Genomic DNA, 24,769 nt, shown 5'->3' on the forward strand with positions numbered 1-24,769 from the left:
CCCGTACCTCGTCGCCACGCAGGCCCACCCCGAACTGCGTTCCCGCCCGACCCGCCCGCACCCGCTCTTCGCCGGCCTGGTCAAGGCCGCGGTCGCACACCACACCGGCCGCGGCCGGCGCTAGGGCGGTCCCGTAGGGGGTGGGAGTCACCCGGTGCGGGCCGCGCCGGGCGACAAATGGTTCGACAGGGGGTGCGGTGATCAGGGACGCTTCGCGCGATGACCAGAATCGATGACATGCCGTCCGCCTGGGACGAGCGCACCCAGCTCACCACGTTCCTCGACTACGCACGTGACACCGCCCGCGCCAAGTGCGCGGGCATCTCCGAGGAGAACGCGCGCAAGGCGCTTCTGCCGGGCTCGCCGCTGATGACCGTGAGCGGATTGATCAACCACCTCCGCTGGGTCGAGTACTACTGGTTCCAGGTGGTCTTCCTCGGGGAGGAGGACCTGGGGCCCTGGACCGAGGAGGATCCCGACCGCGAGATGCGCATCGCCGTCGACTTCCCGCTCACGCGGTTGCTGGACGAGTACGACGGACAGTGCTCCCGCTACCGCGAGCTGGTCGCGGAGAACTCCCTGGACGAGCGGGCCAGGCGATCCGTCCGCGACGGCCTCCACGTCGACCTGCGCTGGATTCTGCTCCACCTCGTCGAGGAGACGGCCCGCCACAACGGCCACCTGGACATCCTGCGCGAGATGCTCGACGGCACGACGGGCGACTAGATCCGGCGGGGATCACGGGCGGAGCCGGAGTCGCACATCGGATCAGGTCAGGGCGAACGGGGAGCCTCGCGGGGCGCCGCGAGGACGTCCCGGAGCACGTCCTCGAGCGTCACGCGGGCCAGCTCGCGCCTCAGAGTCTCCTCGATGCCCTCGTAGATGCCCCGCATCGCCGGCTGGATGCCGTGACCCACCACGCATCCCTGGTCCGGGGCGGCCCGGTGCATCGCGAACAGCGGGCCGGGTTCCACCGCCTCGTACACGTCGAGCAGAGTCATCGACCCCAGCTCGCGCGCCAGCGACCAGCCCGCGCCCACGCCCCGCCGGGACTCCACGAGCCCGGCCCTGCGCAGCTCGCCGAGCAGCCGCCTGATCACCACGGGGTTGGTGTTCGCGCTGGTCGCGATCTGCTCGGACGTGGCGACCTCGTGGCCTTGGCGCTGGTAGAGACCGATCCACGCCAGGGCGTGGGTGGCAATGGTCAACCTGCTGTTGGCACTCATGAACGCCCCCTGTCGGCCGCAACGCCTCATGTTACGACGGGACGGTCGTAACAATGATGGTTGCAACCCTCTGTCGTAACAATTAATGTTGCGACTGTCGGGAAGGCCGATCAACGAGGTGAGAAGAATGAGCAAGCCACTCACGGGCAAGGTCGCCCTGGTCACCGGGGGGTCGCGCGGGCTGGGAGCCGCGACCGTACGACTGCTGGCCGAGCAAGGTGCCGACGTCGCCTTCACGTATGTCAGCTCCGAGAAGCAGGCACAGGCTGTCGTCGACGAGGTGCGCGGCAAGGGGGCGAAGGCCGTCGCCTTCCGGTCCGACCAGGCGGACACGAGCCGGGCACCGGCGCTGATCGACGACGTGGTCGCGCACTTCGGCGGCCTGGACATCCTCGTCAACAACGCGGCGATCTCGGTGCAGCAGGGCCGCACGGTGGACGACCCGGACGCCGACACCGCCGCGCTGGACCGGATGCACGCCACCAACTACCTGGGCGTCATCGCCGTCACCCGGGCCGCCTCCCGGGTGCTGCGCGCGGGCGGCCGCATCGTCACGGTGAGTTCCGGACTGGGCTCCCGCGCCGGCGCCCCCGGCCTGGCCGACTACGCGGCCACCAAGTCGGGGATCGAGAGGTACACCATGGGGGTCGCACGGGACCTCGGCCCCCGGGACATCACGGCCAACGTCGTGGAGGCCGGACTGATGGAGGGCGGCATGGACGGGCCGGGCCCCGAGACCCTGGAGGCCCTGCTCGGCTCGCTGTCCCTGCGGCGCATGGGCCGCCCCGAGGAAATCGCCGCGGCGATCGCCTTTCTGGCGAGCCCCGCCGCGTCGTACGTCACGGGCGCGGTGCTGGCCGCCGACGGTGGCTACAACGCCTGAACCGCAACCCCTGCCGCACGCCCGGAAGAGGGGGAGCCGCGGAAGCGGGCCGGTACGCCCTCGCCGCCGGCGGTCCCGCGCGGGCCTCAGGTCGCGGAGCGGGGCCTCACCGCATCGCGCGCGGGCCCGCTCCGGGTGTGCCGCCGGCGGTGCCCGGCCGCCGCGCGCGGCTCAGGCGTACGGATCGAAGGGGATGCCGGACGGCTTCGCCGAGGACAGGTGGGAGGCGAAGCTCGCGTCCTTCAGGCCGAAGTTGGCGCTGCCGAAGTCGTACGCGCTGAGCTTGTCGCGGACGCCCGCCGGGTAGCCGTTCCAGCCGACCAGTGTCGGGTACTGCCAGGTCCCCTTGTGGTTCTCCGGCGGTTCGTCGTTCGCGGTGCCCAGCCGGAAGCAGTGGGTGCCGATGCCGTCCTTGTGGTAGACGACCTTGGCGTGGGTGCCCTCGAAGCGGACCTCGGAGCGCGGGTGCACGGTGAACGAACCGTGGTTGGAGGTCGACACGTACTGCACGGTGCCGTTCTGGACCCACACCACGACGTGCTCCCAGTCGTGCCGGTGCCCGCCGATGCTGGTGCCGGCCAGTGCCTGGTCCTTCTCGAAGTACAGCCCGTACATGTACGCGCACCAGCCGCCGTTGCACTTGGCCCGCGCGTAGCCGTTGGTGTTGTCCAGGTCGGACGCGTCCCGGCAGTTTCCGTTGAGGGCGCCGGTCGGGTTGAGGCCGCTGTTGACCGTTCCGTCGGCGCTGATGGCCGGCGTGGGGTAGCAGCCGTCGGTGTCGTAGTCGAAGGCGGGCTGGTAGGCGGATTCCGCCGCGTCCGCGTTGCCCGCCAGGGCCGGGGGCGGGGCGGCGAAGGCGGTGGCGGGGAAGGCGACGACCAGGGCGACGGCTCCGGTGACCGTGGCGAGCCATCTCCTGCGGCGCGGCGCGGACTTGTTCGACGACACTGCGTCCTCCTCGTGGGCGCAGCCCAACGGCTGTGGGGGATAGGGGAGTTCAGGATGCCGTCGTTCCCCTGCCGTGCCAAGGGGCCCAGGAGACGCGTGGGTTAAGGGTGACCCAACAGCAGCTCTGGGGGCCGCCGGGGGTGCCCGGTGGGTGCCGCGCCGGCGGCGAGGAGCGGGCCCCGCGGCACACGCGGGTGTGAGGCGGCGTCTTCCGTGGGACTCGCAGGGTCTGGGCGGCGCGACCTGCCGTACGACCCGGCCGGCCGTGGCGTACCGCCCGGAGGGAGGACGGTGCCGAAGTGACCGGGAGCAGCGCTGTGACAGCGGGGTGCGGCACGTGAGGCGCGGCAAGCGGTACGCCGTTGCCGCCTCCGGACAGTGGACCGACGAGGAGGAGGGCCGCCGCAGGCTGCCCGCCGGTGAGGTCCACGCCTGGGAGCCGGGCCGGAACGAGACCGTGTGCGGGCTGTCCCTCAGCCGCTCGCGCCTCGCGCGCTTCCCGCACGTCGGCTGGTCCGACACCTTCCCCGAATCCGGCGGCGCGGCCGACCGGGTGCGGCGGGTGTGTCCCCGTTGCGCCTCCGTGGCCGGACGCCGGGGCGGTGACGCGCGACCACGGTGGCACCGCGTCCGCCCGCGACCGTGACACCGCGCCGCCGGCTCCGCCGTCGCGGAGGGACGGGCCGGGGATCACCTTCCTCGCCCGGTCGGATAGCCGACGGCCCGCCACGACGCCGGGCGGGCCCGGCCGCGCCGGACATCGCGGGAAGCCACCGCGGTACCCGTGACGGCGGAGACCGGCCGGGGAGGCCCGCCCGCGGACGGTTCCCGGCAACCGAAGGAGGCTGCATGAACGCCCTCGCGCACTCCGGCGCCGCCCGGCGCCGCCCCACCGGACGAGGCGTCGACACGAGGCTGCTCGGCATCTATCTGAACGACCATCTCGCCGGCGCCACCGCCGGCACCGAGCGGGCCGCCCGTCTGGCGCGTACCGCCCGCGGTTCCGCGCTCGGCCGTGCGATCGAGCCCGTGGCGGCGGGGATCGCCGAGGACCGGACGGCGCTGCTGGACATCATGCGGGACCTCGGCGTCCCCGTTCGCCGCTACAAGGTGTGCGCGGGCCGGGCGGCCGAGAGGCTGGGACGGCTGAAGCCCAACGGCCACCTGGTGCGCCCCTCGCCGCTCGGCACCGTACTGGACCTGGAAGCCCTGCGGCTGGGGGTGGAGGGGAAGGCGGCCTGCTGGCAGACCCTGCTTCGGCTCGGCGCGGCCGACGGGCGCCTGGACCCGGCCCGGCTCTCCACCCTGCTCGAACGGGCACGGCGGCAGCGGGACACGCTCGAGGAGTGGCGCGTCGTCCGGGCCGGGGAAGCACTGGCCACCCCGGCCGGCTGAGCCCGTGCGCCGGGGCCGCGCGGGGGGTGCACCGGTGTGCTCGTGTGTGAGGCCGGAGCCTCCGAGGAGCAGCCCTGCTTAGCAATGAGCCTGGTGGGAAGTCGGAGGTGCACAGCCCCCCACCGGCGGACCGGAGGGGTGGGTCGTCCCCGGGTGGGGCAGTCAGCGTCCGCCCGTCACCTTAGGAGTGCCGTGACCGTTCGCATCGGAGTGGAAGAGGAATTCCACATCGTCGAGGTGGAGACGGGCCTGCTCGCGCCGCGAGCCGACGCGATGCTGGAGAAGCTCCCCGCAGACACCTTCACGAACGAACTGCAGCAGGCGACCGTCGAGACGAACAGCGGTGTGCACGAGTCCCTCGCCGGCCTGTACGACGATGTGATCAATGCCAGACGCAGGCTCGATGCGGCGGCGAGCGCGCACGGACTGGCCGTGGTGGCCGCCGGCACCGTGCCCCTGGCCCGTACGCAGGACACCCGCCCGACCGCCGGGCCCCGCTACCGCCACATGGTCGACGAGTACCGCATGATCGCCGACGAGCAGCTGATCTGCGGGACCCACGTCCACGTCGACGTGCCGGACCGCGACCTGGCCGTGCGCCTCATGTGCGAGGTGTCCCCGTGGCTGCACATCCTGCTGGCGCTGTCCGCCAGCTCTCCCTTCTGGCTGGGCGCCGACACCGGCTATGCCAGCTGGCGGACCATGGTGTGGCAGCGCTGGCCCACCGCGGGGCCGCCGGGATGCTTCGCCGACGCCGCCGAGTACGACGCGGCCGTGCGGTGCCTGATCGACTCGGGTGTCATCAGCGACGCGGGGATGATCTACCACGACATCCGGCCGTCCGCCCATCAGCGCACCCTAGAACTGCGCATCTGCGACGCCTGCCCCCGGCCGGAGACGGTCGTGCTGATCGCCGGGCTCTACCGCGCCCTGGTGACCGAGGCCCGCGAGCGGCTGGAGGCGTCGGACGCGCCCGCCTGCGACGGGCGGCACGAGTGGCTGCGCGCCGCCTCCTGGCGGGCCGCGCGCTCGGGCCTGGAAGGCGTCCTGATCGATCCCGTAACGCGGCACGAGGCACCCGCGGCCCAGGTCGTGCGGAACCTGCTGCGGCGGGTGCGCCCGGCGCTGGAGGCCGCCGGGGACTGGCCGACGGTCCGGGACCTCGCGGAGCGGGCCCTCGCGACCGGCAGCGCCGCCCACCGCATGCGCCGCACCGCCGAAGAGGACGACCTGCTCGCCTGCACCGACCTGGCGATCGCGGAGACCCGGGGCGACGACCACCCGCGCAGGCGGCCCGCCGCTCCCGCCCGGCACCTCGGCTCCCCGGGGCGGCCCGTCGCCCACTCGTCCGGGGCCGGCCGCTGAGCGCGCGCCCCGTCCCCTCCCCACCCACACAGCGAAGGAGAAGCACCACCGTGTCGACCAGTCCCGGCCACACACCGGCGGGCAGCCCGCCGCGCACCTCGTCGCCGCACACCCCGTGCGCCCCGTACCCGCGGCAGGGAGGTCTTTCCCGATGTGCGGCCTGAGCGGAGAGATGCGCTTCGACGGCACGCGTCCCGACCTGGCGGCCGTCGAGCGGATGAACGACCGGCTCGCCGCCCGCGGGCCCGACGGCGAGGGGGTGTGGACGCGGGACGCCATCGCGCTGGGACACCGCCGGCTGAAGATCATCGACCTCTCGGAGCGCGGGGCGCAGCCCCTGACCGACGCCGAGCAGGAGATCACCGGCGTCTTCAACGGGTGCGTCTACAACTACCGGGAGCTGCGCGCGGAACTGACGGGCCTCGGCCACCGGTTCCGGTCCACCTCCGACACCGAGGTCGTCCTCGCGGCCTACCGGCAGTGGGGCACCGCCTGCGTCGACCGCTTCCACGGCATGTTCGCCTTCGCCCTCGTCGAGCACCGGACCGGCCGTCTGATCCTCGGCCGCGACCGGCTCGGCATCAAGCCCCTGTACCTGGCGCAGACCCCGGGGCGGCTGCGCTTCGCCTCCTCCCTGCCCGCCCTGCTCGCGGCCGGCGGCGTGGACACCTCGCTCGATCCCGCCGCCGTCCACCAGTACCTGAGCTGGCACGCGACCGTGGCCGCCCCGCGGACCGTGCTCGCGGGGGTGCGCAAGCTTCCCCCGGCCACCGTGCGGGTCGTCGAGCCGGACGGCACCTACGAGGAGCACCGCTACTGGCAGCCGTCGTACACGCGCCGCCCCGAGCACGCCGGCATGGGCGCCTCGGAGTGGCGGGACGCGGTGCTGGAGGCGCTCCGCACCGCCGTACGGCGCCGGATGGTCGCCGACGTCCCGGTCGGTGTCCTGCTCTCCGGAGGACTGGACTCCAGCCTGATCGTGGCCCTGCTGGCCGACGAGGGGCAGCGGGACCTGGCGACGTTCAGCGTGGGCTTCGAGGCGGAGGGCGGCGACGAAGGCGACGAGTTCCGCTACTCCGACCTGGTGGCCCGGGAGTTCGCCACCGACCACCGGCAGTTGGTGGTCCCCTCGCACCGTGTGTCCTCGGCCCTGGACGCGGCGGTCGCGGCGATGAGCGAGCCCATGATGAGCCACGACGTGGTCGCCTTCCACCTGCTGTCCGAGGAGGTGTCCAAGAACGTCAAGGTCGTCCAGAGCGGGCAGGGCGCCGACGAGGTCTTCGCCGGCTACCACTGGTACCCGCAACTGGCGTCCGCGGCCCGGGAAGAGGAGCCGCGGAGGTACGCCGAGACGTACTTCGACCGGCCGCACGCCGATCTCGCCGCGATGCTGCAACCGGACATGCTGCCGCCGGACGACGTCTCCGGCCGGTTCGTCCGGGAGCACATGGCGGCGCCGGGGGCGGAGACGGCGCTCGACGCCGCCCTGCGCCTCGACACCCACGTCATGCTGGTGGACGACCCGGTCAAGCGGGTCGACAACATGACGATGGACTGGGGCCTGGAGGCCCGCGTGCCGTTCCTGGACCACGAACTGGTCGAGCTGGCGGCCGCCTGCCCGCCGGAGCTGAAGCTGGCCGACGGCGGCAAGGGCGTCCTCAAGGAGGCGGGCCGCAAGCTGCTGCCCCGCGAGGTGGTCGACCGGCCCAAGGGCTACTTCCCGGTCCCGGCGATCACCCACATGGCCGGACCCGTCCTGGACAGGGTCCGTGAGGCGCTGGGCGCCCCCGAGGCGAAGCGGCGCGGCCTGTTCCGGGACTCCTACGTCGCCGAACTCCTCGCGGCCCCCGACCGACACCGCACCAAGCGCGGAGCGAACGCACTGTGGCAAGTGGCTTTGCTGGAGATATGGCTGCAGACGCACGGAATCTGACCGGGGAGCCGCTCGTGGTACGGCCGCCCGACGCCGGACCGGCCGGAGCCGGGCGGCCCCCCACCGCCCACCCGACGCGGACCGTCCCCCCGCCCCCGTCTCCGCCCGCGTCGGCCGCGGGCGGCCGCGCCGACGCCTTCGCCGCACCCGCCCGCGTCCCGCTGCCGAACGCCTCCGGGCCGCGCGAGGCGACGACGCGGCTCATCGCGCACGGCTGCTGGTACCCCTCGGCCGACCCGTCCGGCACCCGCGTCGCCTTCATCTGCGACCGGGGCGGTGTGCCACAGCTCTGGACGGGCCCCGCCGACGGCGAGGCCGTGCACCTCCTCGACGACGGACCGGACCCCGTGACGGAGGTGTCCTGGTCGCCCGACGGCCGCTGGATCGCCTACACCGTGGCCCCCGGCGGCGGCGAGCACACACGGGTGCTGTGCGTCCGCCCCGACGGCGGCGACCGGCACATCCTCGCCGGAGCCGAGCCGGGCAGCTCGGCCCATCTGGGCTGCTGGGCGTACGACGGGTCGGCGATCGCGGTCACCGTCGCCGTCCCCACCGCGGTACCCGCCCCGGACGCCACGGCGGAGGCCGGTGGGCCCGGCGCCGGACCGGCCGACGGCCACCTGCCGCCCCACTGGCGGGGCCGGACGGGCGACACCAGGCTCCTCGGCCCGGCACCCCGCACGGCCCCCGGACCCGGACTGCCGTCGCCGGCGCTCACGCTGGGCACGACGGTGATCGGCGCGCCGGGCGGCGGGACCGCCCCGGCAGCCGGGTTCGGCGACGGGCTGTCGGCGTACCTCGTCGACCCCGACGGTGTCGCCGCCCCCGTCCTGCTCGCCGTCGAGAAGGACGCGGCGACGCTCCGCGTGTGCGACCTCAGCCGGGACGGCGCGCTCGCGCTGCTGCGCCGGGGGCCCCGCGGCCGGCGCGAGGCCGTCGTCCTGCGCACCGCCGACCTGGCGACGACGTGTGTGATGCCGGTGGCCGACGGGGATCCGTGGATCGGCGGTTTCTCCCCCCGCGCGGACACCCTCTGGCTGCGCAGCAACGCCTACCGCGAGTTCGCGGTCCTGCTCGCCGCCGGGCTCGGCCCGGACGGACGCCCGCGCGGCTGGTCGGTCGCCGCCTCGCGCGAGGACAGCGACCTGGAACTGCTGCGGTGCGCCCGCGACGGCAGGTCCGCGGTGCTCGCCTGGAACGTCCGGGGCATGAGCGAGGTGGAGGTCCTGGACACCGGCACGGCCGGCCGGCCGGGGGCTGACACCGGCGCGTCCGCCCCGCCCGGGCGGCACCGGGACGCGACCGCCCGTCCCGGGGCGGGCACGGGCCCGTCCCGGCCCGTGTCCCTGCCGCACGAAGTGGTCACCCGCATCACCGGCGCCGGCCCCCGGCTGCTGCTGGCGCTGTCCGGTTCCCGCCGCCGCCCCGGCATCTGGTGGCTGCCCGACGGCGCGACCCCGGTGCGCACCCCGTGGTCGTCGCGCGACGAGGACGCCGTCCCCCCGGGCCGCCCGCCCGTGCGGCCGGTCCCCCTGCGCCCCACCGCCCGGGACGGGCTGCCGCTGAACGGCTGGTACTACCGCGCGCCGGGCCGCGCCCCCGGCGAACCGGCGCCCTGCGTCATCCATCTGCACGGCGGTCCCGAGGACCAGGAGCGCCCCGTCCTCGACCCGCTGTACCACGAGATCCTCGGGCGAGGACTCGACGTCTTCGCACCCGACGTCCGCGGATCCTCCGGACACGGCCGGTCGTTCGTCGACGCCGACCTCGGAAGGGGGCGGTTCGCCGCGATCGACGACGTGGCGGACTGCGCCGCCCACGCCGTGCTGGCGGGCCCGGCCGATCCCGCCCGGCTGGCGGTGATGGGGCGCTCGTACGGCGGCTACCTCACCTTCGCCTCCCTGGTCTGGCACCCGGAACTGTTCCGCACCGGGATCGCGGTGTGCGGCATGTCGGACCTCGCGACGTTCTTCGAGGGCACCGAACCCTGGATCGCCCAGTCGGCGGCCCACAAGTACGGTCACCCCGAGCGCGACCGTGAACTGCTGCGGGCGCTGTCGCCGATGAGCCGCATCGACGCGCTGCGGGCACCGGTGCTCGCCGTGCACGGGGAGTACGACACGAATGTGCCGCCGGGGGAGTCGGAGCAGTTCGTGCGTGCGGCGCGCGAACGCGGTGTCACCGCCGAACTGCTCACCCTGCTCGACGAAGGACACGAGTTCCTCCGTGCCGACAACCGCCGGCTCTTCCGCCGCGCCGCGGCCGACTGGCTGGAGCGGCACCTGAGCACCTGACCGCCGGGGGACGCGGGCCGTGGGCCGCGGGCGCGGCGGCCGGCCGGGACGCCGTACCCGGTCTCGTCGCCCACCGGGCCGGCGGGCGGACGCGGCGCGTTCCGGGGGGCGGTGAAAAGGCGGTGCACGACCCTATTGACCGACCGGACGGTATGCCATTCTTCGGGGCAGGACCAGACGGGCGGCAGCCACCGCACGGACCCGGCGGCCGCGTGAGCCGCCGGGGAGTCGCGGGCGCGCCGCCGCCGAGCCGACTCCGGGGGGACGACCGCGATGCACCAAGCCTTGAGGACACCGACGGCGCTCCGCCCCGGCCCGGCGGCCGTGCCCCGGCCGGGACCGCCGCGGACGCGCTCACTGATCGACGCCGAGGCGGCGGGTGTGCTGCACCGGGCCGCCCGGGCCCTCCTGGAGGATCTGGCGGGACTCACCGATCGCCTGCTCGCGGTGCTCCACGAGCAGGAGCCGGCCTACCGGACGGCGCTCAGGACCGACCCGCACAGCACCCGGCAGGAGGCGCACCGCTCGCTGCGGCACAGCGTGACCTCGCTGATCGACCCGCGGGGCACCCGGGACGCGGCCCGCCGGTGCTCCTGGAGGATCGGTGCCGCCCGCGCCGAACAGGGCCTGCCCCTGGACGCGCTGCTGCACGCCTTCCGGATCGGCGGGTCCTTGGTGTGGCAGGGCCTGGTGGAGGAGACCGCCCGGACGGCACCCGAGGACGTCCGGCTGCTCGTGCACGTCGCGGCCGACGTGTGGAACTTCGTCGACGAACACTGCACCCTCGTGGCCGACGCCTACCGGCAGGTGGAGAGACAGATGACGTGGCAGCGCGAGAACCGGGTCCGGCTGCTGGCCGCCGCGCTGCTGGACGGCACCAGCCGCATCGCCGACCTGCCCGAGGCGGCCGAGGCGCTCGGGCTGCCCGAGCACGGGCGGTACGTGGTGGTCGCGGTCGCCGGCGGGCGGCCCCCCGGACCGGCCGGCCCGCGCGCCGCGCTGCCGCAGCCGCCGCGCGCCCACTGGCACACCGGCGCCGACGTGGACTACGGCATCCTGCTCGCCGAGGACGGCGAACTCCCCGGTCCGCCGGCGCCGCCCCGGCCGGGCGCCCGGGTCGGGATGGGCAACGTGGTCGACGGTCTCGCGGCCGTCGGCGACGCCCGGACGCAGGCCGACCTGGCGCTGAGCCTGTGTCCCGCCGAGGGCGGCACCGTCCGGCTGGCGGAGCAACTGCCCGCCGCGATGGTGGCGGCCGCGCCGGAACTCGCCGCGTCGCTCACCGAGCGGATCCTCGGACCGCTGGCCCGCCTCGAACCGGCCGACGCGGACCTGCTGGTGGAGACCCTGGCCACCTGGCTGGCCTGCGACGGCTCGGCCCAGCGGGCCGGGGAACGCCTCTACTGCCACCGCAACACCGTCCTCAACCGGCTGCGCCGCTACGAACAGCTCACCGGGCGCTCGCTGTCCCGGCCGTCCGACGTGGTCGAGATCAGCCTCGCCCTCACCGCGCGCCGGCTCCCGCCGCGCTGACCTCCGGAACGGGGCGGCCGTGATGCCGTGGCCCGTGGCCCGTGGCCCGTGGCCCGTGGCCCGTGGCCCGTGGCCCGTGGCCCGTGGCCCGTGGCCCGTGGCCCGTGGCCCGTGGCCCGTAGCCCGCAGCCGAAGGGCGTGGCGAGGACGTCCGTCGCCCACCGCGGGCCGTTCCGCGACCGGTTTTGAGGGCGGGGCGTGCGCGGTGCCGGCCCACACCGCCGCCGGACCGCGCCGGCACCCCTCTCCCGCGCAGGGCCGGACCCGTCTCCGCCGCGGACCGGCCCGGCGCCAGGTGCCGGTCCGCGTCCGCGCGCCCCGCTCCCGCCCTGCCCCCGCGCCGCCCTTCCCGGCCGGCCCGCGCCCCCCGGGAAACGCCCCGCTGGGCCCGCGCACAGGCCCGTGCCGCCCGCACTGGGCCGGCGCACCGAGCGGACCGGGACGCCTGTACCGCCGCTCGCGGGATGTGCTGTCGTGAGGGCCCCCGTACCCCGCAGCCCCCGTGCCCCACCCGCACGGACCCGAGGAGCCGCGATGCCCGCAACACCCCTGGACGACCGGCCGGCCCTGACCGTGGAGCACCTCGACGTGACCTACGGACGTGCCGTGTCGGCCCTGCGCACCGTGTCCCTGACCGTGCCGCCCGGCGAGGTGGTGGCCCTGCTCGGCGCCAACGGAGCCGGCAAGTCCACCCTGCTGCGCGCGGTGTCCGGCACCCTGCGGCTGCACCGGGGCGCCGTCACCGCGGGCCGCATCGCCTACGGGGACACCGTGCTGGACGGACGCGACCCGGTCGCGGCGGTCCGCGCCGGTGTCGTGCAGGTCCCGGAGGGCAGGCGGGTGTTCGCGAACCTCACGGTGGACGAGAACCTGCGCAGCGGCGGCCTCGGCCTCGGCCGGCGAAGCCCGGACCGGCAACGGCAGGCGAGGGAAAGGGTGTTCGCGCTCTTCCCCCGGCTGGCCGAACGCCGCCGGCAGGCGGCCGGGCTGCTCTCCGGCGGCGAGCAGCAGATGCTCGCCATGGGCCGTGCCCTGATGGCCGCCCCGCGCCTGCTCCTGCTCGACGAACCCTCGCTCGGACTCGCCCCGCTGATGGCCGAGCGGATCACCGAGGTGATCCGGGAGATCAACGCCCAGGGCACCGGCGTGCTGCTGGTCGAGCAGAACGCCCGGATGGCCCTGTCGCTGGCCGATCACGCCCACGTCCTCGACGTCGGCGAGGTGCGCCTGTCCGGTCCCGCCGCCGAACTCGCCCGCACCGACGCGATCCGCCGCCTCTACCTGGGCGAGGAAGCCGGCACACCCGGACGGGGGGCCGCGTGAACACCCCCCGGCTCCCGGCGGGCCCCGAAGGCGCCCCGCCGCCCGCTCCCCACACCCCGCCGGCCGGTCACGGTGTCCCGCCCCTCCACGTCCGCGACGTCACCGTCCGCTTCGCCGGCCTCACCGCACTGGACGGTGTCTCCCTGACCGTGGCCCCCGGCACCGTGCACGCCCTCATCGGACCCAACGGCGCCGGGAAGTCCACCTTCTTCAACGTCCTGTCCGGGCTCTGCCGGCCCTCCCGCGGCACCGTGCACCTCGGCGGCACCGACCTCACCCGGCTCGCCCCGCACCGCATCGCCGCCCTCGGGGTGGCCCGCACCTTCCAGAACATCGTGACCACCGAGGGAACCGTCGCCGACAACCTGATGGTCGGCCGCCACGCGCTGACCCGCGCCGGGTTCGCCGCCGGGGCGCTGCGCCTTCCGCACGCCGTGCGCGAGCAGCGCGAGCACCTGGAGAAGGTCCGGGAGATCGCCGAACTCACCGGTCTCGGCCCCCACTTCGACCGGCCGGTGGCGCTGCTGCCGTACGGCGACCGCAAGCGCGTCGAACTCGCCCGCGCGCTCTGCCTGGAGCCCCGGGTGCTGCTCCTGGACGAACCGGTGGCCGGCATGAACGCGCAGGAGCGGGCCCGGACCGCCGAGGTCGTCACCAGGGTCCGCGCCCGGCTCGGCCTGTCCGTGCTGCTGGTCGAACACGACATGGGCCTGGTGATGCGCCTCGCCGACGAGGTCACCGTGCTCGACTTCGGCCGCCTCGTCGCCCAGGGCACCCCCGACGAGGTCCGCGCCCACCCGGAGGTGCTGCGCGCCTACCTCGGTACCGCGGGCGAACGGGAGGACGCCGCGTGAACGCCTTCCTCACCAGCCTCCTCGACGGCCTGTCCCTCGGCGCCGTACACGCCCTGGTCGCCCTCGGCTTCGTGGTCATCCACAAGGCCTCCGGCGTGCTCAACTTCTCCCACGGCTCCCTGCTGCTGCTCGGCGGCTACCTCACCGCCGTCTGGCACCCCCACCTCGGCTTCGCCGGCGCCCTCGCCGCGGCCGTGCCGGCCACCGCGTCGGTCGCGGGCGCCGTCGACCGGCTCCTGCTCCGACGCGGCGGCGCCGGCCCGCACGCCGCCCACGTGCGGACCATCGTGACCATCGGCGTGGACGTGCTGCTGCTCACCGACCTGTCCCGCCGGATCGGCGGCGACCTGCTGCCGCTCGGCGACCCCTGGGCGGACTCGGTCACCCGGCTCGGCCCGGTCACCGTCGCCGACAGCCGGATCGCCGCGATCGTGGTCTCCTGCTCGGTCATCGGCGCGGTGTTCGCCGCCTTCCGGTACAGCGCCTGGGGGCTGTCCCTGCGCGCCGCCGCCGAGGACGCCGAGGCGGCCGCCCTCATGGGCATCCGGCTGTCCCGGGTGCGCACCGGCGCCTGGTGCCTCGCGGGCGCCCTGGCCGCACTGGCCGCCGTGTTCCTCGCCGCGTTCCCCGCCCCCGGCCTGGAGCGCACCACCGGCCAGATCGCGCTGGCCGCGTTCCCCGCCGCGATCCTCGGCGGTCTCGCCTCACCCGTCGGCGCCCTCGCCGGCAGCCTCCTGATCGGGCTCACCGAGGCGTTCGCCGCCGGCTACCAGTCCGAACTGCACGTGCTCGGCGACGGTTTCGGCGACGTGGCGCCGTACGCCGTGATGGTCATCGTCCTGATCGTCCGGCCCCAGGGCCTCTTCGGCGCGAAGGGTGCCGTCCGTGTCTGATCTCCCCCCGCGCCGCGCCCGCCGGCCCCTCACGCTCCTCCTGGCTGCCCTGCTGCTGTGCGCGCCGCCGTTCTACCTCGACGTGTTCTGGCTGCGCATCGGCCTGTTCGCGATGGCGGCCGCGATCGGCGCCGTCGGACTGGGCGTGCTCGCCGGCACCGCCGGCCAACTCTCCCTCGGCCACTCCTTCTTCCTCGCGATCGGCGCGTACGGCTACACCTGGCTGGCCGGCGAGGGGCCGGGCGCCGGACTGCCCACCGCGCTCGCCCTGGTCGCGGCGGTCCTGCTGGCCGGGCTGGCGGGCGGACTGTTCAGCCCCGTCGCCGGCCGGGTGCGCGGCGTCTACCTGGGCGTCGCCACGCTCGCCCTGGTCTTCCTCGGCCACCACGTCCTGGTCAGCGCCGAGCCGGTCACCGGAGGCTTCAACGGCCTCTCCGTGCCGCCGCTTTCGCTGGGGTCCTTCGCCTTCGCCGCGGGCGAGTCCGAACTCGTCGTACTGGGCGTGCCGTTCGGCGCCGAGGAACGCCTGTGGTACCTCGGCCTGGCCCTGTTCGCGTTCACCTGGTTCACCGCGCGCGGCCTGCTGCGCTCCCGGGCCGGACGCGCCCTGAAGGCGCTGCGCGACAGCGAGACCGCCGCCGCCGTCATGGGCATACCGGTGGCCCGCTACCGGGCCGGGGCGTTCGTCACGTCCTCCATGTACGCGGGCCTGGCCGGTGCCCTGCTGGCACTCGCCTTCCGCCGGGTCGTCCCGGACTACTTCGGGCTCGCCCTGTCCGTGGACTACCTCGCGATGATCGTGGTCGGCGGCCTCGGCTCGGTGGCCGGTGCCACCGCCGGCGCGGTCTTCGTCACCACGCTGCCCCTGCTGCTGGCCCGGTACGCCGACCGGCTCCCGCTCGTCGCCGCGCCCGGCTCGGCCGGCGATGCCCTCGGCCCCACCGAGGCGTCCCGCTACCTCTACGGCGCCGCCGTCATCGTCGTCCTGCTCTTCGCCCCGGACGGTCTGAGCGGACTCCTGCGCCGGCTCACCGCCCGGATCCACGGCCGCCGCCCGGCCGGAGGCCGAACACCCACCGCAACCGTCGCACGAACCAAGGAGCACACCCCGTGAACTCCAGCAACCGCATCACCCGGGCCGCCCTCGCGGTGTCCCTGGCCCTGCTCGTCGCGGCCACCGGCTGCAGCTCCAAGGCGAAGAGCGGCGACGGCGGCGACACGGGAGCCGACGGTGTGCGCACCGGACCCGGCGTCACCGCGGACACCATCAGGCTCGGCGCCCTCACCGACCTGACGGGCCCCTACGCCACCCTCGGCAAGAGCATCGTGCAGGCGCAGCGGCTGTGGGCCGACCAGGTCAACGCCCGGGGCGGGATCTGCCACCGGAGGATCGAGATCGTGGTCAAGGACCACGGCTACGACGTCCAGAAGGCCGTCACCGCCTACGCCGACCTTTCCCCCGACGTCGTCGCCCTGCCCCAGGTCATCGGCTCCCCCGTGGTCGCCGCCCTCCTCGACGACATCGAACGGGACCGGATGCTCACCTTCCCGCAGGCATGGTCCGCCTCCCTGCTCGGCAAGGACGCCGTGCAGGTCCTCGGCACCACGTACGACGTCGACACGCTCGCCGCCGTCGACTACCTCGTCCGCACCAAGGACATCGGGAAGGGCGACAAGATCGGGCACGTCTACTTCGAGGGGGACTACGGCGACAACGCGCTGGAGGGTTCGACCTGGGCGGCGGAGCAGGCGGGGATCACGGTCGTCGGCCAGAAGATCCAGGCCACCGACACCGACCTGTCCGCGCAGGTCGCCGCCCTCGCCAAGGCCCGCGTCAAGGCCGTCCTGATCAGCGCCGGACCCGCCCAGACCGCCTCCCTCGCAGGCGTCGCCGCCGCGAGCGGCCTCAAGGTCCCGGTGGTCACCAGCGCGCCGGGTTACGCCCCGCAGCTGCTGAAGACCCAGGCCGCGCCCGCCCTGGTCGCGATGCTCAGCATCGTCAGCGCCGCCCCGACGGTCGGCTCCGAGCTGCCCGGCGTCAGGAAGATGGTCGCCGCCTACAGGAAGAAGTACCCGGACTCCGCCGTCGACTCCGGCGTGCTCTCCGGGTACAACGCGGCCCAGCTCATGGGCGAGGACCTGGAGAAGGCGTGCGCGGCCGGCAGCCTGGCCCGCGCCGACGTGATCAAGGCGCACCGTTCGCAGACCGACGTGGACACCGGTCTCGGCACTCCGCAGGACTTCTCCGACCCCTCCCGCCCGGCCAGCCTGTCGACCTACGTCCTCAAACCGGACACGAAGGCGCTCGGCGGAACGGTCGGAGTCGAGGACGCGCACCGGACACCGGGCGTCGAGGACTACCTGAAGCAGCGTTCCTGACCGCCACGGATGCCGCCGGCCCACAGGCCGCCGCTCAGGACGGGGTCCGGCGGCGGTTCAGGGCGGTGACGGCGCCCAAGGCCACACCGACGGCGATGACGATCAGCCCGCGTGCCCAGACCCCTGCCTCGACGCGCGTGGCGAGCGCCACGCAGGAGATCGCTCCCAGCACGGGGACGGCGGTGTACGCCCGGAAGTGGGGATGCGCGGGACGGTCGCGCCGCAGGACCAGGACGGCGGTGTTGACGAGGAAGAACACCACGAGGAGCAGCAGCACGAGGGTGGAGGCGAGGCTCGCCACGTCCCCGGTGAGCGCCAGCAGGAAGGACAGGGCGGTCGTGACCGCGATCGAGGCCCACGGTGTGCGGCGCCCGGGAAGCACCCGGGTCAGGAAGCGGGGGAGGAGTCCGTCCCGTGCCATGCCGTAGGCCAGCCGGGAACTCATGATGCCGGTGAGCAGCGCGCCGTTGGCGACGGCGACGAGGGCGACGGCGCTGAACAGCTTCGGCGGCACTCCACCCGCCTCCTTCACCACCTCCAGCAGCGGGCCGCTGGAGCGGGCCAGGGTGGCGGTGGGGACGGCGGCCGAGGCGACGATCCCGACGAGGACGTAGACGGCACCCGCCGTCACCAGAGCGCCGAAGAGGGCGCGGGGATACGAGCGGCGCGGGTCGCGGGTCTCCTCGGCGACGTTGACGGAGGTCTCGAAGCCGACGAAGGAGTAGTACGCGAGGACCGTCCCGCCCAGGACGCCGGCGGCGGCCCCCTTGTCGGCGGTGCCGAGACGCACGAGCCTGCCGGGGTCGCCGTCGCCCCGCAGGAACAGCCAGGCCCCGAGGCCGACGACGAGGAGCAGACCGCCCACCTCGATGACCGTCGCCGCGACGTTGGCGCGGGTGGATTCGCTGATGCCCCGGGCGTTCAGGAGGGCCAGGGCGCACAGGAAGACGGCCGCCACCAGGACGACGGGCAGGCTGACGAAGGCGGTCAGGTAGTCGCCGGCGAAACCCCGTGCCAGCGCGGCGACGGACACGATGCCCGCGGCGAGCATGCAGAACCCGGCGAGGAAGCCGGTGAACGGCCCGTAGGCGAGGGTCGTGTAGTGGGAGGCGCCGCCCGCCCTCGGGTACTTCGTGGCGAGTTCCGCGTACGAGGCGGCCGTCAGGAGCGACAGCAGCAGCGCGAGGAGCAGGGGCACCCACACGGCGCCGCCCGATTCCGCGGCGATCCGGCCGACGAGGACGTAGACACCGGCGCCCAGCACGTCGCCGAGGATGAAGAAGTACAGCAGGGGGGTCGTCAGCGCCTTCTTGAGCGCGGGGGTCTCCTGCTGCGGCGAGTCGTCTGTTGTCGAGGGGGAGGGAGTGGTCACCACTGCCGCCTACCCCCTGCGGCAGGGCAGCAGACGGAGCGGATGCGACGTGCGCCGAACGGCCCATCGACGCCGCCACCCGCGACGGCGCCGGGCCGTCCCGCGCACCCGCCGCGAGTCGGCGGCCGCCGTGGCCGCCGGAGCGGTCCATGTCACCCACACGGTGCGCCGGCACGCCCGGCCGAGCCGGTCGGTGAGCGGTCCTCGCGGGCACTCTCGTACAAGCATCCGTGCGTTGAGGGACTCACGGCGTGCTCCGGCGGGCCTAGCGTCGGGGCGGTGGCATCCGTGGAGACGGGTGGGGCGGGAGACGGCGATGAGGGTGAACGAACAGGCGGACGTGGTGGTCGCCGGGCCGGGGGCCGGCGGCGGGTACGTCGCGGGCGGGCCGGACCCGGCCGGGGCCGAGGAGGGGCGCCCGTGCCGGGCGGGCGGGGGCGGTGAGGACGCCGGCCGCGGTGTCCTGGGCGGGGCCGCGTCGGCGGGACCGGCGGGTGCGGACCCGCTGCGCGCGCCGCACGCCGCCGTCCGAGTCGAGGTCCCCGTCGACCGGCTCCGGCACCTGGTCCGCACCGGCCCCGCCCTCCGTCCGGCGGCCGGCGCGGCCCCGGGAGCCCTGCGTTGAGCCGGCCCGCGCCCCCCGGCACGGCCCCGGCCGCCCGGCGCCGGCGCACCATGACGGGCCGTGACCCCGCGGAGCCGCATCGCTCCGCCACCCCGCTGGAGCTCTTCTTCGACCTGTGCTTCGTCGTCGCCGTGGCACAGGCGTCGCACAGCCTGCACGCGGCGCTGGCCCACGGCGACTACGCCTCCGGCACCCTGCGTTTCCTGCTGGTCTTCTTCACCCTCTGGTGGGCCTGGATGAACTTCACCTGGTTCGCCTCCGCTTACGACCCCGACGACACCCCCTACCGGCTGACGGTGCTGGTGCAGATCGCGGGCTCCCTCATCCTCGCCGCCGGTGTCGGCCCCGCCTTCGAGCGGGGTGATCTGCTGGTCGTCACGCTCGGATACGTGGTGCTGCGCACCGCGCTGGCCACGCTGTGGCTGCGCGCCGGGCTGGCCGCCCCCGCCCGCCGCCGGACGGCGTTCCGCTTCGCCGCCGGGGTGACGGTGTGTCAGCTCGGCTGGGTCGCCCTGCTCTTCCTCCCGGCACCGGCCCGGCTGCCGGGAATCGTCGCGCTGATCCTGGCGGAGGTCCTGGTGCCCGTGTGGGCGCAGTCCGCCGGCATGACCCCGTGGCATCCGCGCCACATAGCCGAGCGCTACGAACTGTTCACCCTCATCGTGCTCGGCGAGTCCGTCGCGTCCGCCACCGTCGCCGTCCGCGGGGGCTTCGACCGGCACCACGCCACGGGCGCGCTGTACGCGTTGGCGGCGGGCGGCCTGCTGATGGCCTTCGCCCTGTGGTGGCTGTACTTCACCCGGCCCGCGCACGCCCTGCTGGCCACCACGCACCAGGTGCACCGCAAGCGCTTCGCCTGGGCCTACGGGCACTACCTGATCTTCGCTTCGGCCACCGCGGAGGGAGCGGGGCTGGCCGCCTACGCCGATCACCTCACCCGGGGCAACGGCACACCGCCGGCGGGGGTGGCCCTCGTGGTCACCGTCCCGGCGGCCGTCTTCCTGATCACCGTATGGGCCGTACACCTGCGGCCCCACCAGCGGCGGGCCGTGGAGTCCGTCCCGTTCGCCGCCGCCGCGAGCGGCGTTTCGCTGGCCGCCTGGTCCCCGGCGCCCGCCCTCGCCGCCGGTGCCGTCCTGGCCTGCCTCGTCGCGGTGGCCACCGTACGGCGGTGAGGGACGGGTCAGCGGCCGCTGTCGGTGAGTTCGGTGATGGCGCCGTCGATGTCCAGGTGGACGCCTTCGGTCCCGGCGGGCACCAGGGTGAAGGTCCGCCGGAGGAACGCGGCCACTTCCCGGCCGGCCAGCTCGACCAGCGCCGTGCCGGCGGAATTGCTCAGCACGACGCGCAGGGAGCCAGGCCGGCGGGCACCTCCGGGCATCACCCGCACATCGCCCCGACCGGTCGGGCGTTCCAGCCCCCCGGAGAGGAGTTCCCGGGCGAAGAACCAGGTCACGGGGCGGCTGGTCGACGAGCCGAGGGAAAGCCGGACGGCGTAGGGGTCAGTGATCCCGTAGTGCAACCGGGCCGGCAACGGCACCGGCGGCCCCTTCACGACGCCGACGTGTGCGGTCACGTCGCACGTGACCGTGCCGACCCGCTGATCCATGGTGGCCCCCAAACGAGCGCAGAAGTGGAATGTCCTCCCACGACCCTAGGATCCGGCGGCCGGAGGGCCTTGTCGGAGAACGCACGGGGATTTGCCGGGGAAAGCACTGCCGTCCGGCCGCGTGGCGACCGCTGCGCCCGCGGGCAAGGAGCGGTGCACTGCGCGGCAACCGGAGCGGCATCGCCCGGCCTAGCGTGAACGGGTTCCCTGACACTTCTTCGGAAACGAGAGACCGACGCATGCCGTTCATCACCGTGGGCCACGAGAACTCCACCGCCGTCGACCTCTACTACGAGGACCACGGGACCGGTCAGCCGGTCGTCCTCATCCACGGGTTCCCGCTCGACGGCCACTCCTGGGAGCGGCAGACCGCCGCGCTGCTGGACGCCGGCTACCGGGTGATCACCTACGACCGCCGCGGGTTCGGGCAGTCCGGCCAGACGACGACCGGGTACGACTACGACACGTTCGCGGCCGACCTGAACATCGTGATGGAGACCCTCGACCTGCGGGACGCCGTGCTCGTCGGGTTCTCGATGGGCACGGGCGAGGTCGCCCGGTACGTGGCCGCCTACGGCTCCGCCCGGGTCGCCAAGGTCGCCTTCCTGGCCTCGCTGGAGCCCTGCCTGCTCAAGAGCGACGACAACCCGGACGGGGTGGCGCCGAAGGAGTTCTTCGACGGTGTCGTCGCGGCCGTCCGGGCGGACCGCTACGCGTACTACACCGCCTTCTTCCAGGACTTCTACAACCTCGACGAGAACCTCGGCACGAGGATCAGCGAGGAGGCCGTGCGCAACAGCTGGAACGTCGCCGCGGGCGGCGGCTTCTTCGCGGCGGCGGCCGCGCCCTCCACCTGGTACACCGACTTCCGGGCCGACATCCCCGCCATCGACGTGCCGGCGCTGATCCTGCACGGAACGGGTGACCGGATCCTCCCCGTCGAGGGGACCGCACGCCCCTTCCGCAAGGCGCTTCCCACCGCCGACTACGTGGAGATCGAGGGCGCCCCGCACGGCCTGCTGTGGACCCACGCCGAGGAGGTCAACGCGGCTCTCCTCACCTTCCTGCGCAAGTGATCCGGCACCGGGCCGACGCCCCGACGCCGTGACGGGCCCGGCAAACCGGTCCTCGTCGCGGCGACCGGGGGAACGGCCCGCCACTCCGCGGGCGTACGGCGCACGGACATGTCCGGATCGAGTGCCGGCCGCAAGCACTCCTGCGCCCGCTCCCGCCGGCGGGCAGGGCACGGGCGAACGCCAGGTCGATCCGGGGCGGCACGACGCGGCGGCGCCGGTGCCGGCGCGTCCGCGTCACGGGTGGCCGGCCCGGGCGGCGGTGTGCACGGCCCGGTGCACGGCGCGGGCCACGCGGGCGCCCCACGGCGAGCGGGGGCCGGCGAAGGCGTGGACCTCGTCGCCGGCGCGCGGGGCCCGGGCGGCCACGCACACGGCGTCCGTGGGGGTGCCCGAGCAGTCGTACCCGGCGTCGAGCAGGGCCTGCACCTTCGCTTCGGTGGCGGTGGCCACGGCGTTGACCAGGGCCGCGTCGGTCAGCGCCACCGGCAGCGCGACGAGGATGTTGACCGTGCCCGGCCGCGCCGCCGCGGCCGTGCCCTCCGCCGGGGAGGCCGCCCAGCCGCGCACCCCGAGCCCCGCGGTGGCGACCGCCTCCACGCCGCCGTCGGACGCGTGACCGTACGCCCGGACGTCGGCGGCCGTCATCAGCCCGACCCCCGGGCCCCGGGCGCCGGCGTCCCGGGCCAGCTCGGCGAGGTGCCGGTCCGGGTCGGTGCGCGCATAGCCGTGGGAGACCTGCGCGTTGAGGACCCAGGACCGTTCCCCGATCCCGCCGCCGAGCACCGCGCTGCTGATCATCCGCCAGCCGTCGCCGGCCTGCCACAGCAGGCCGTGCAGCCGCTCGTCCCCCTCGGCGCGGGAGTGCCGCCGTACGCGCAGCAGGCCGGGGGCGGGGCGGGGCGGCGGAACGACGGCGGTCATCGGGCGGGTACTCCTCGTGGGCGGGAACCAGCCGATCGTACGTGGCGCCGTCCGGCCCGGATCCGTTCGCCGTGCACGGCACCCGCGGGCCGCGCACGCGCACCGGCTCTTCGCGCGGTGCCGATTCGCCGGCGCGGCGGCGGGGAACTCCGGACAGCGCCCCCTCGGCCGGGCGGACCGGTGACGCGACGGGTACGGCGAAGGAGAGGGATCATGTGCCGTCTGTTCGGTCTCAGCAGTGCGCCGCGGCGCACCCGTGCGACGTTCTGGCTGCTGGACGCCCCCGACAGCCTCAGCAGACAGAGCCACCGGGAGCCCGACGGCACCGGCCTCGGCTACTTCGCGGCGGACGGCACGCCCCGTGTGGACAAGGCCCCGATCGCCGCGTACGAGGACCGCGCCTTCGCCGAGGAGGCCCGCCAGGTGGAGTCGGCCACCTTCGTCGCCCACGTGCGCTACGCCTCCACCGGCGGCCTGGACGCCCGCAACACCCACCCCTTCGAACAGGACGGGCGGCTGTTCGCGCACAACGGCGTCATCGAGGGCCTCGACCGGCTCGACGACCACCTGGGTGCGGACCGGTCGTCGGTGCGGGGCGACACGGACTCCGAGCGCTTCTTCGCCCTGATCACCCGGGAGACGAGGGAGAACGGCGGCGACCTCGGCGCCGGCATCCGGCACGCCGCCGGGTGGATCGCGCGGCACCTGCCCGTCTACGCCCTCAACCTCGTCCTCGTCACCCCCGGCGGGCTGTGGGCCCTGCGCTACCCCGACACCCACGAGCTGTACGTCCTGGAGCGCCCGGCGGGCGGCCGGCACGGCACCCGTCACCTGGACCACAGCGGCAGCCACGGCCGCATGCGCGTCCGCTCCGGACCCCTGGCCGAGCACCCGGCCGTGGTCGTGGCCAGCGAGCGCATGGACGACCACCCCGACTGGCGCCTGATGGAGCCGGGCGAACTGCTGCACGCCGGGACCGGCCCGCACACCACCCGCCGGGTGGTCCTGCCGGAGCCCCCGGCGCACCGGCTGGCCCTGTCGGACCTGCGCCCCGACGCCGCCGCCTCCCAGCAGGCGCCGTGATCCCCGCCGGGTCGGGGCCCCGAGAGGTGCGCCGGCCCGGACCGGCGCGGCCGTTCCGTACCCTGGCCGTATGCGTATGCGCCCCACTCTGAGCTGGACGCCCACCGAGGACCTGCCGCCGGGCACCACGGATCCGGGGCCGGTCGTCGAGGCGCTGGGCAGGGGAGGGGTGCTGGTGCTCAGCGGGGCGGGCCTCTCCACGGAGTCGGGCATCCCCGACTACCGGGGCGTGGGCGGCAGCCTGAGCCGGCACACCCCGATGACCTACCAGGAGTTCACCTCCGACGCGCGGGCCCGGCGCCGGTACTGGGCGCGCAGCCACCTGGGCTGGCGCACCTTCGGGCGTGCCGAGCCGAACGCCGGTCACCGGGCCGTCGCCGCGTTCGGACGGCACGGCCTGCTCTCGGGGGTGATCACCCAGAACGTCGACGGCCTGCACCAGGCCGCCGGCAGCGAGGACGTCGTGGAACTCCACGGCAGCCTGGACCGGGTCGTCTGCCTGTCCTGCGGTGCCCGCAGCGCGCGCCGGGACCTCGCCCGGCGGCTGGAGGAGGCCAACGCGGGCTTCGCGCCGGTGGCGGCCGGCCTCAACCCGGACGGCGACGCCGATCTCACCGACGAACAGGTCGGCGACTTCCGTGTGCTGCCCTGCGCGCTGTGCGGCGGCATCCTCAAACCGGACGTGGTGTTCTTCGGCGAGGCCGTTCCGCCGGAGCGGGTCGAGCACTGCCGCGAGCTGGTCCGTGCGGCGGGTTCACTGCTCGTCCTGGGCTCCTCCCTCACGGTGATGTCCGGGCTCCGGTTCGTCCGCCAGGCGGCCGGGGCCGGAAAGCCGGTGCTGATCGTCAACCGCGACCCGACCCGCGGCGACCGGCACGCCGTCACCCGCGTCGCGCTCCCGCTGGGCGGGGCCCTGACCACCGTGGCCCACCGGCTGGGTCTTCCCGCGCGGCCGCCGACGGAATGAGTCGACCGCGATGAACCACCGGGACGAGGCGCTGGGGCTCGTCCCGGTGGTTTCTTTGGGTCGTGGCTTTCCGCGTCGTCCCCGGCGCTG

23 protein-coding genes are annotated in these 24,769 nt (G+C 74.8%); 18 read left to right on the forward strand and 5 right to left on the reverse strand.

The window, feature by feature from the left end:
* The first annotated feature begins 219 nt into the window (after positions 1 to 219).
* Complete coding sequence (locus ACZ63H_RS35425) at positions 220 to 726, forward strand: DinB family protein (RefSeq protein WP_469872222.1); 507 nt, start codon at positions 220 to 222, stop codon at positions 724 to 726.
* 47 nt (positions 727 to 773) lie between these two features.
* On the opposite strand, the gene ACZ63H_RS35430 is transcribed toward ACZ63H_RS35425, so the two are convergent.
* Complete coding sequence (locus ACZ63H_RS35430; RefSeq protein WP_469872224.1) at positions 774 to 1,226, reverse strand: Rrf2 family transcriptional regulator; 453 nt, start codon at positions 1,224 to 1,226, stop codon at positions 774 to 776.
* A 127-nt stretch (positions 1,227 to 1,353) separates the two neighbouring features.
* On the opposite strand from ACZ63H_RS35430, the gene ACZ63H_RS35435 reads away from it, so the two are divergent.
* On the forward strand, positions 1,354 to 2,109 hold the full coding sequence (locus ACZ63H_RS35435) for an SDR family NAD(P)-dependent oxidoreductase (protein ID WP_469872226.1): 756 nt from the start codon (positions 1,354 to 1,356) through the stop codon (positions 2,107 to 2,109).
* 171 nt (positions 2,110 to 2,280) lie between these two features.
* Here ACZ63H_RS35435 and ACZ63H_RS35440 read toward each other — a convergent pair whose 3' ends face one another.
* Positions 2,281 to 3,057: an NPP1 family protein gene (locus tag ACZ63H_RS35440; protein WP_469872228.1), complete on the reverse strand. Its 777-nt coding sequence runs from the start codon at positions 3,055 to 3,057 to the stop codon at positions 2,281 to 2,283.
* A gap of 337 nt (positions 3,058 to 3,394) precedes the next feature.
* Here ACZ63H_RS35440 and ACZ63H_RS35445 point away from each other — a divergent pair, with 337 nt between their 5' ends.
* The 11 genes from ACZ63H_RS35445 (at position 3,395) to ACZ63H_RS35495 (ending at position 17,026) form a co-directional block, all read left to right on the forward strand.
* Positions 3,395 to 3,703, forward strand: a complete 309-nt coding sequence (locus ACZ63H_RS35445) for a hypothetical protein (RefSeq protein ID WP_469872230.1) — start codon at positions 3,395 to 3,397, stop codon at positions 3,701 to 3,703.
* A gap of 203 nt (positions 3,704 to 3,906) precedes the next feature.
* Positions 3,907 to 4,452 (forward strand): hypothetical protein, encoded by a 546-nt coding sequence (locus ACZ63H_RS35450; protein WP_469872231.1) that lies wholly within the window; start codon positions 3,907 to 3,909, stop codon positions 4,450 to 4,452.
* A gap of 192 nt (positions 4,453 to 4,644) precedes the next feature.
* Positions 4,645 to 5,817, forward strand: a complete 1,173-nt coding sequence (locus ACZ63H_RS35455) for a carboxylate-amine ligase (protein WP_469872233.1) — start codon at positions 4,645 to 4,647, stop codon at positions 5,815 to 5,817.
* 151 nt (positions 5,818 to 5,968) lie between these two features.
* A complete protein-coding gene (locus tag ACZ63H_RS35460) occupies positions 5,969 to 7,750 on the forward strand; it encodes an N-acetylglutaminylglutamine amidotransferase (protein WP_469872235.1) in 1,782 nt (593 codons plus the stop codon).
* Entirely contained in the window at positions 7,726 to 10,044 is a 2,319-nt protein-coding gene (locus ACZ63H_RS35465) for a S9 family peptidase (RefSeq protein WP_469872237.1), read from the forward strand. The genes ACZ63H_RS35460 and ACZ63H_RS35465 overlap by 25 nt, the downstream gene beginning before the upstream one ends.
* A gap of 273 nt (positions 10,045 to 10,317) precedes the next feature.
* A complete protein-coding gene (locus tag ACZ63H_RS35470) occupies positions 10,318 to 11,577 on the forward strand; it encodes a PucR family transcriptional regulator (protein ID WP_469872239.1) in 1,260 nt (419 codons plus the stop codon).
* 534 nt (positions 11,578 to 12,111) lie between these two features.
* Positions 12,112 to 12,900, forward strand: a complete 789-nt coding sequence (locus tag ACZ63H_RS35475) for an ABC transporter ATP-binding protein (protein WP_469872241.1) — start codon at positions 12,112 to 12,114, stop codon at positions 12,898 to 12,900.
* Complete coding sequence (locus ACZ63H_RS35480) at positions 12,897 to 13,754, forward strand: ABC transporter ATP-binding protein (protein WP_469872243.1); 858 nt, start codon at positions 12,897 to 12,899, stop codon at positions 13,752 to 13,754. Before ACZ63H_RS35475 ends, ACZ63H_RS35480 begins: the two co-directional genes overlap by 4 nt.
* Entirely contained in the window at positions 13,751 to 14,647 is an 897-nt protein-coding gene (locus ACZ63H_RS35485; RefSeq protein ID WP_469872245.1) for a branched-chain amino acid ABC transporter permease, read from the forward strand. Before ACZ63H_RS35480 ends, ACZ63H_RS35485 begins: the two co-directional genes overlap by 4 nt.
* A complete protein-coding gene (locus ACZ63H_RS35490) occupies positions 14,640 to 15,761 on the forward strand; it encodes a branched-chain amino acid ABC transporter permease (RefSeq protein ID WP_469872246.1) in 1,122 nt (373 codons plus the stop codon). Before ACZ63H_RS35485 ends, ACZ63H_RS35490 begins: the two co-directional genes overlap by 8 nt.
* Complete coding sequence (locus ACZ63H_RS35495) at positions 15,758 to 17,026, forward strand: ABC transporter substrate-binding protein (protein ID WP_469872248.1); 1,269 nt, start codon at positions 15,758 to 15,760, stop codon at positions 17,024 to 17,026. Before ACZ63H_RS35490 ends, ACZ63H_RS35495 begins: the two co-directional genes overlap by 4 nt.
* A gap of 34 nt (positions 17,027 to 17,060) precedes the next feature.
* Here the strand turns inward: ACZ63H_RS35495 and ACZ63H_RS35500 are convergent, their stop codons facing one another.
* Entirely contained in the window at positions 17,061 to 18,398 is a 1,338-nt protein-coding gene (locus ACZ63H_RS35500) for an APC family permease (protein ID WP_469872249.1), read from the reverse strand.
* 316 nt (positions 18,399 to 18,714) lie between these two features.
* On the opposite strand from ACZ63H_RS35500, the gene ACZ63H_RS35505 reads away from it, so the two are divergent.
* Together ACZ63H_RS35505 and ACZ63H_RS35510 are read left to right on the forward strand one after the other, a co-directional pair.
* Complete coding sequence (locus tag ACZ63H_RS35505) at positions 18,715 to 19,023, forward strand: hypothetical protein (protein WP_469872251.1); 309 nt, start codon at positions 18,715 to 18,717, stop codon at positions 19,021 to 19,023.
* Positions 19,020 to 20,198: a low temperature requirement protein A gene (locus ACZ63H_RS35510; protein ID WP_469872253.1), complete on the forward strand. Its 1,179-nt coding sequence runs from the start codon at positions 19,020 to 19,022 to the stop codon at positions 20,196 to 20,198. The genes ACZ63H_RS35505 and ACZ63H_RS35510 overlap by 4 nt, the downstream gene beginning before the upstream one ends.
* Positions 20,199 to 20,206: 8 nt before the next feature.
* Here ACZ63H_RS35510 and ACZ63H_RS35515 read toward each other — a convergent pair whose 3' ends face one another.
* Positions 20,207 to 20,632, reverse strand: coding sequence for an SsgA family sporulation/cell division regulator (locus ACZ63H_RS35515; RefSeq protein WP_469872255.1), 426 nt, complete (start codon positions 20,630 to 20,632; stop codon positions 20,207 to 20,209).
* 239 nt (positions 20,633 to 20,871) lie between these two features.
* Between ACZ63H_RS35515 and ACZ63H_RS35520 the strand changes: the two genes are divergently transcribed.
* The gene (locus tag ACZ63H_RS35520; protein ID WP_469872257.1) at positions 20,872 to 21,708 is read left to right on the forward strand and encodes an alpha/beta fold hydrolase; all 837 of its coding nucleotides are present in this window, start codon (positions 20,872 to 20,874) and stop codon (positions 21,706 to 21,708) included.
* Positions 21,709 to 21,942: 234 nt separating this feature from the next.
* On the opposite strand, the gene ACZ63H_RS35525 is transcribed toward ACZ63H_RS35520, so the two are convergent.
* Positions 21,943 to 22,629, reverse strand: a complete 687-nt coding sequence (locus tag ACZ63H_RS35525) for an adenosylcobinamide amidohydrolase (protein WP_469872259.1) — start codon at positions 22,627 to 22,629, stop codon at positions 21,943 to 21,945.
* A gap of 213 nt (positions 22,630 to 22,842) precedes the next feature.
* Here ACZ63H_RS35525 and ACZ63H_RS35530 point away from each other — a divergent pair, with 213 nt between their 5' ends.
* Positions 22,843 to 23,712: a class II glutamine amidotransferase gene (locus tag ACZ63H_RS35530; RefSeq protein ID WP_469872261.1), complete on the forward strand. Its 870-nt coding sequence runs from the start codon at positions 22,843 to 22,845 to the stop codon at positions 23,710 to 23,712.
* A gap of 70 nt (positions 23,713 to 23,782) precedes the next feature.
* Positions 23,783 to 24,679 (forward strand): NAD-dependent protein deacetylase, encoded by an 897-nt coding sequence (locus ACZ63H_RS35535; protein WP_469872263.1) that lies wholly within the window; start codon positions 23,783 to 23,785, stop codon positions 24,677 to 24,679.
* The last annotated feature ends 90 nt before the right edge of the window (positions 24,680 to 24,769 follow it).

It is taken from the genome of Streptomyces sp. NPDC104831, assembly GCF_055583025.1.

Excerpts from the sequence above, each read along its gene's own strand:
- ACZ63H_RS35425 (WP_469872222.1), top strand. The coding sequence starts at position 220 with ATGACCAGAATCGATGACATGCCGTCCGCCTGGGACGAGCGCACCCAG.
- ACZ63H_RS35430 (WP_469872224.1), bottom strand. The coding sequence starts at position 1,226 with ATGAGTGCCAACAGCAGGTTGACCATTGCCACCCACGCCCTGGCGTGG.
- ACZ63H_RS35435 (WP_469872226.1), top strand. The coding sequence starts at position 1,354 with ATGAGCAAGCCACTCACGGGCAAGGTCGCCCTGGTCACCGGGGGGTCG.
- ACZ63H_RS35450 (WP_469872231.1), top strand. The coding sequence starts at position 3,907 with ATGAACGCCCTCGCGCACTCCGGCGCCGCCCGGCGCCGCCCCACCGGA.
- ACZ63H_RS35460 (WP_469872235.1), top strand. The coding sequence starts at position 5,969 with ATGTGCGGCCTGAGCGGAGAGATGCGCTTCGACGGCACGCGTCCCGAC.
- ACZ63H_RS35465 (WP_469872237.1), top strand. The coding sequence starts at position 7,726 with ATGGCTGCAGACGCACGGAATCTGACCGGGGAGCCGCTCGTGGTACGG.
- ACZ63H_RS35470 (WP_469872239.1), top strand. The coding sequence starts at position 10,318 with ATGCACCAAGCCTTGAGGACACCGACGGCGCTCCGCCCCGGCCCGGCG.
- ACZ63H_RS35475 (WP_469872241.1), top strand. The coding sequence starts at position 12,112 with ATGCCCGCAACACCCCTGGACGACCGGCCGGCCCTGACCGTGGAGCAC.
- ACZ63H_RS35505 (WP_469872251.1), top strand. The coding sequence starts at position 18,715 with ATGAGGGTGAACGAACAGGCGGACGTGGTGGTCGCCGGGCCGGGGGCC.
- ACZ63H_RS35515 (WP_469872255.1), bottom strand. The coding sequence starts at position 20,632 with ATGGATCAGCGGGTCGGCACGGTCACGTGCGACGTGACCGCACACGTC.
- ACZ63H_RS35520 (WP_469872257.1), top strand. The coding sequence starts at position 20,872 with ATGCCGTTCATCACCGTGGGCCACGAGAACTCCACCGCCGTCGACCTC.
- ACZ63H_RS35525 (WP_469872259.1), bottom strand. The coding sequence starts at position 22,629 with ATGACCGCCGTCGTTCCGCCGCCCCGCCCCGCCCCCGGCCTGCTGCGC.
- ACZ63H_RS35530 (WP_469872261.1), top strand. The coding sequence starts at position 22,843 with ATGTGCCGTCTGTTCGGTCTCAGCAGTGCGCCGCGGCGCACCCGTGCG.
- ACZ63H_RS35535 (WP_469872263.1), top strand. The coding sequence starts at position 23,783 with ATGCGTATGCGCCCCACTCTGAGCTGGACGCCCACCGAGGACCTGCCG.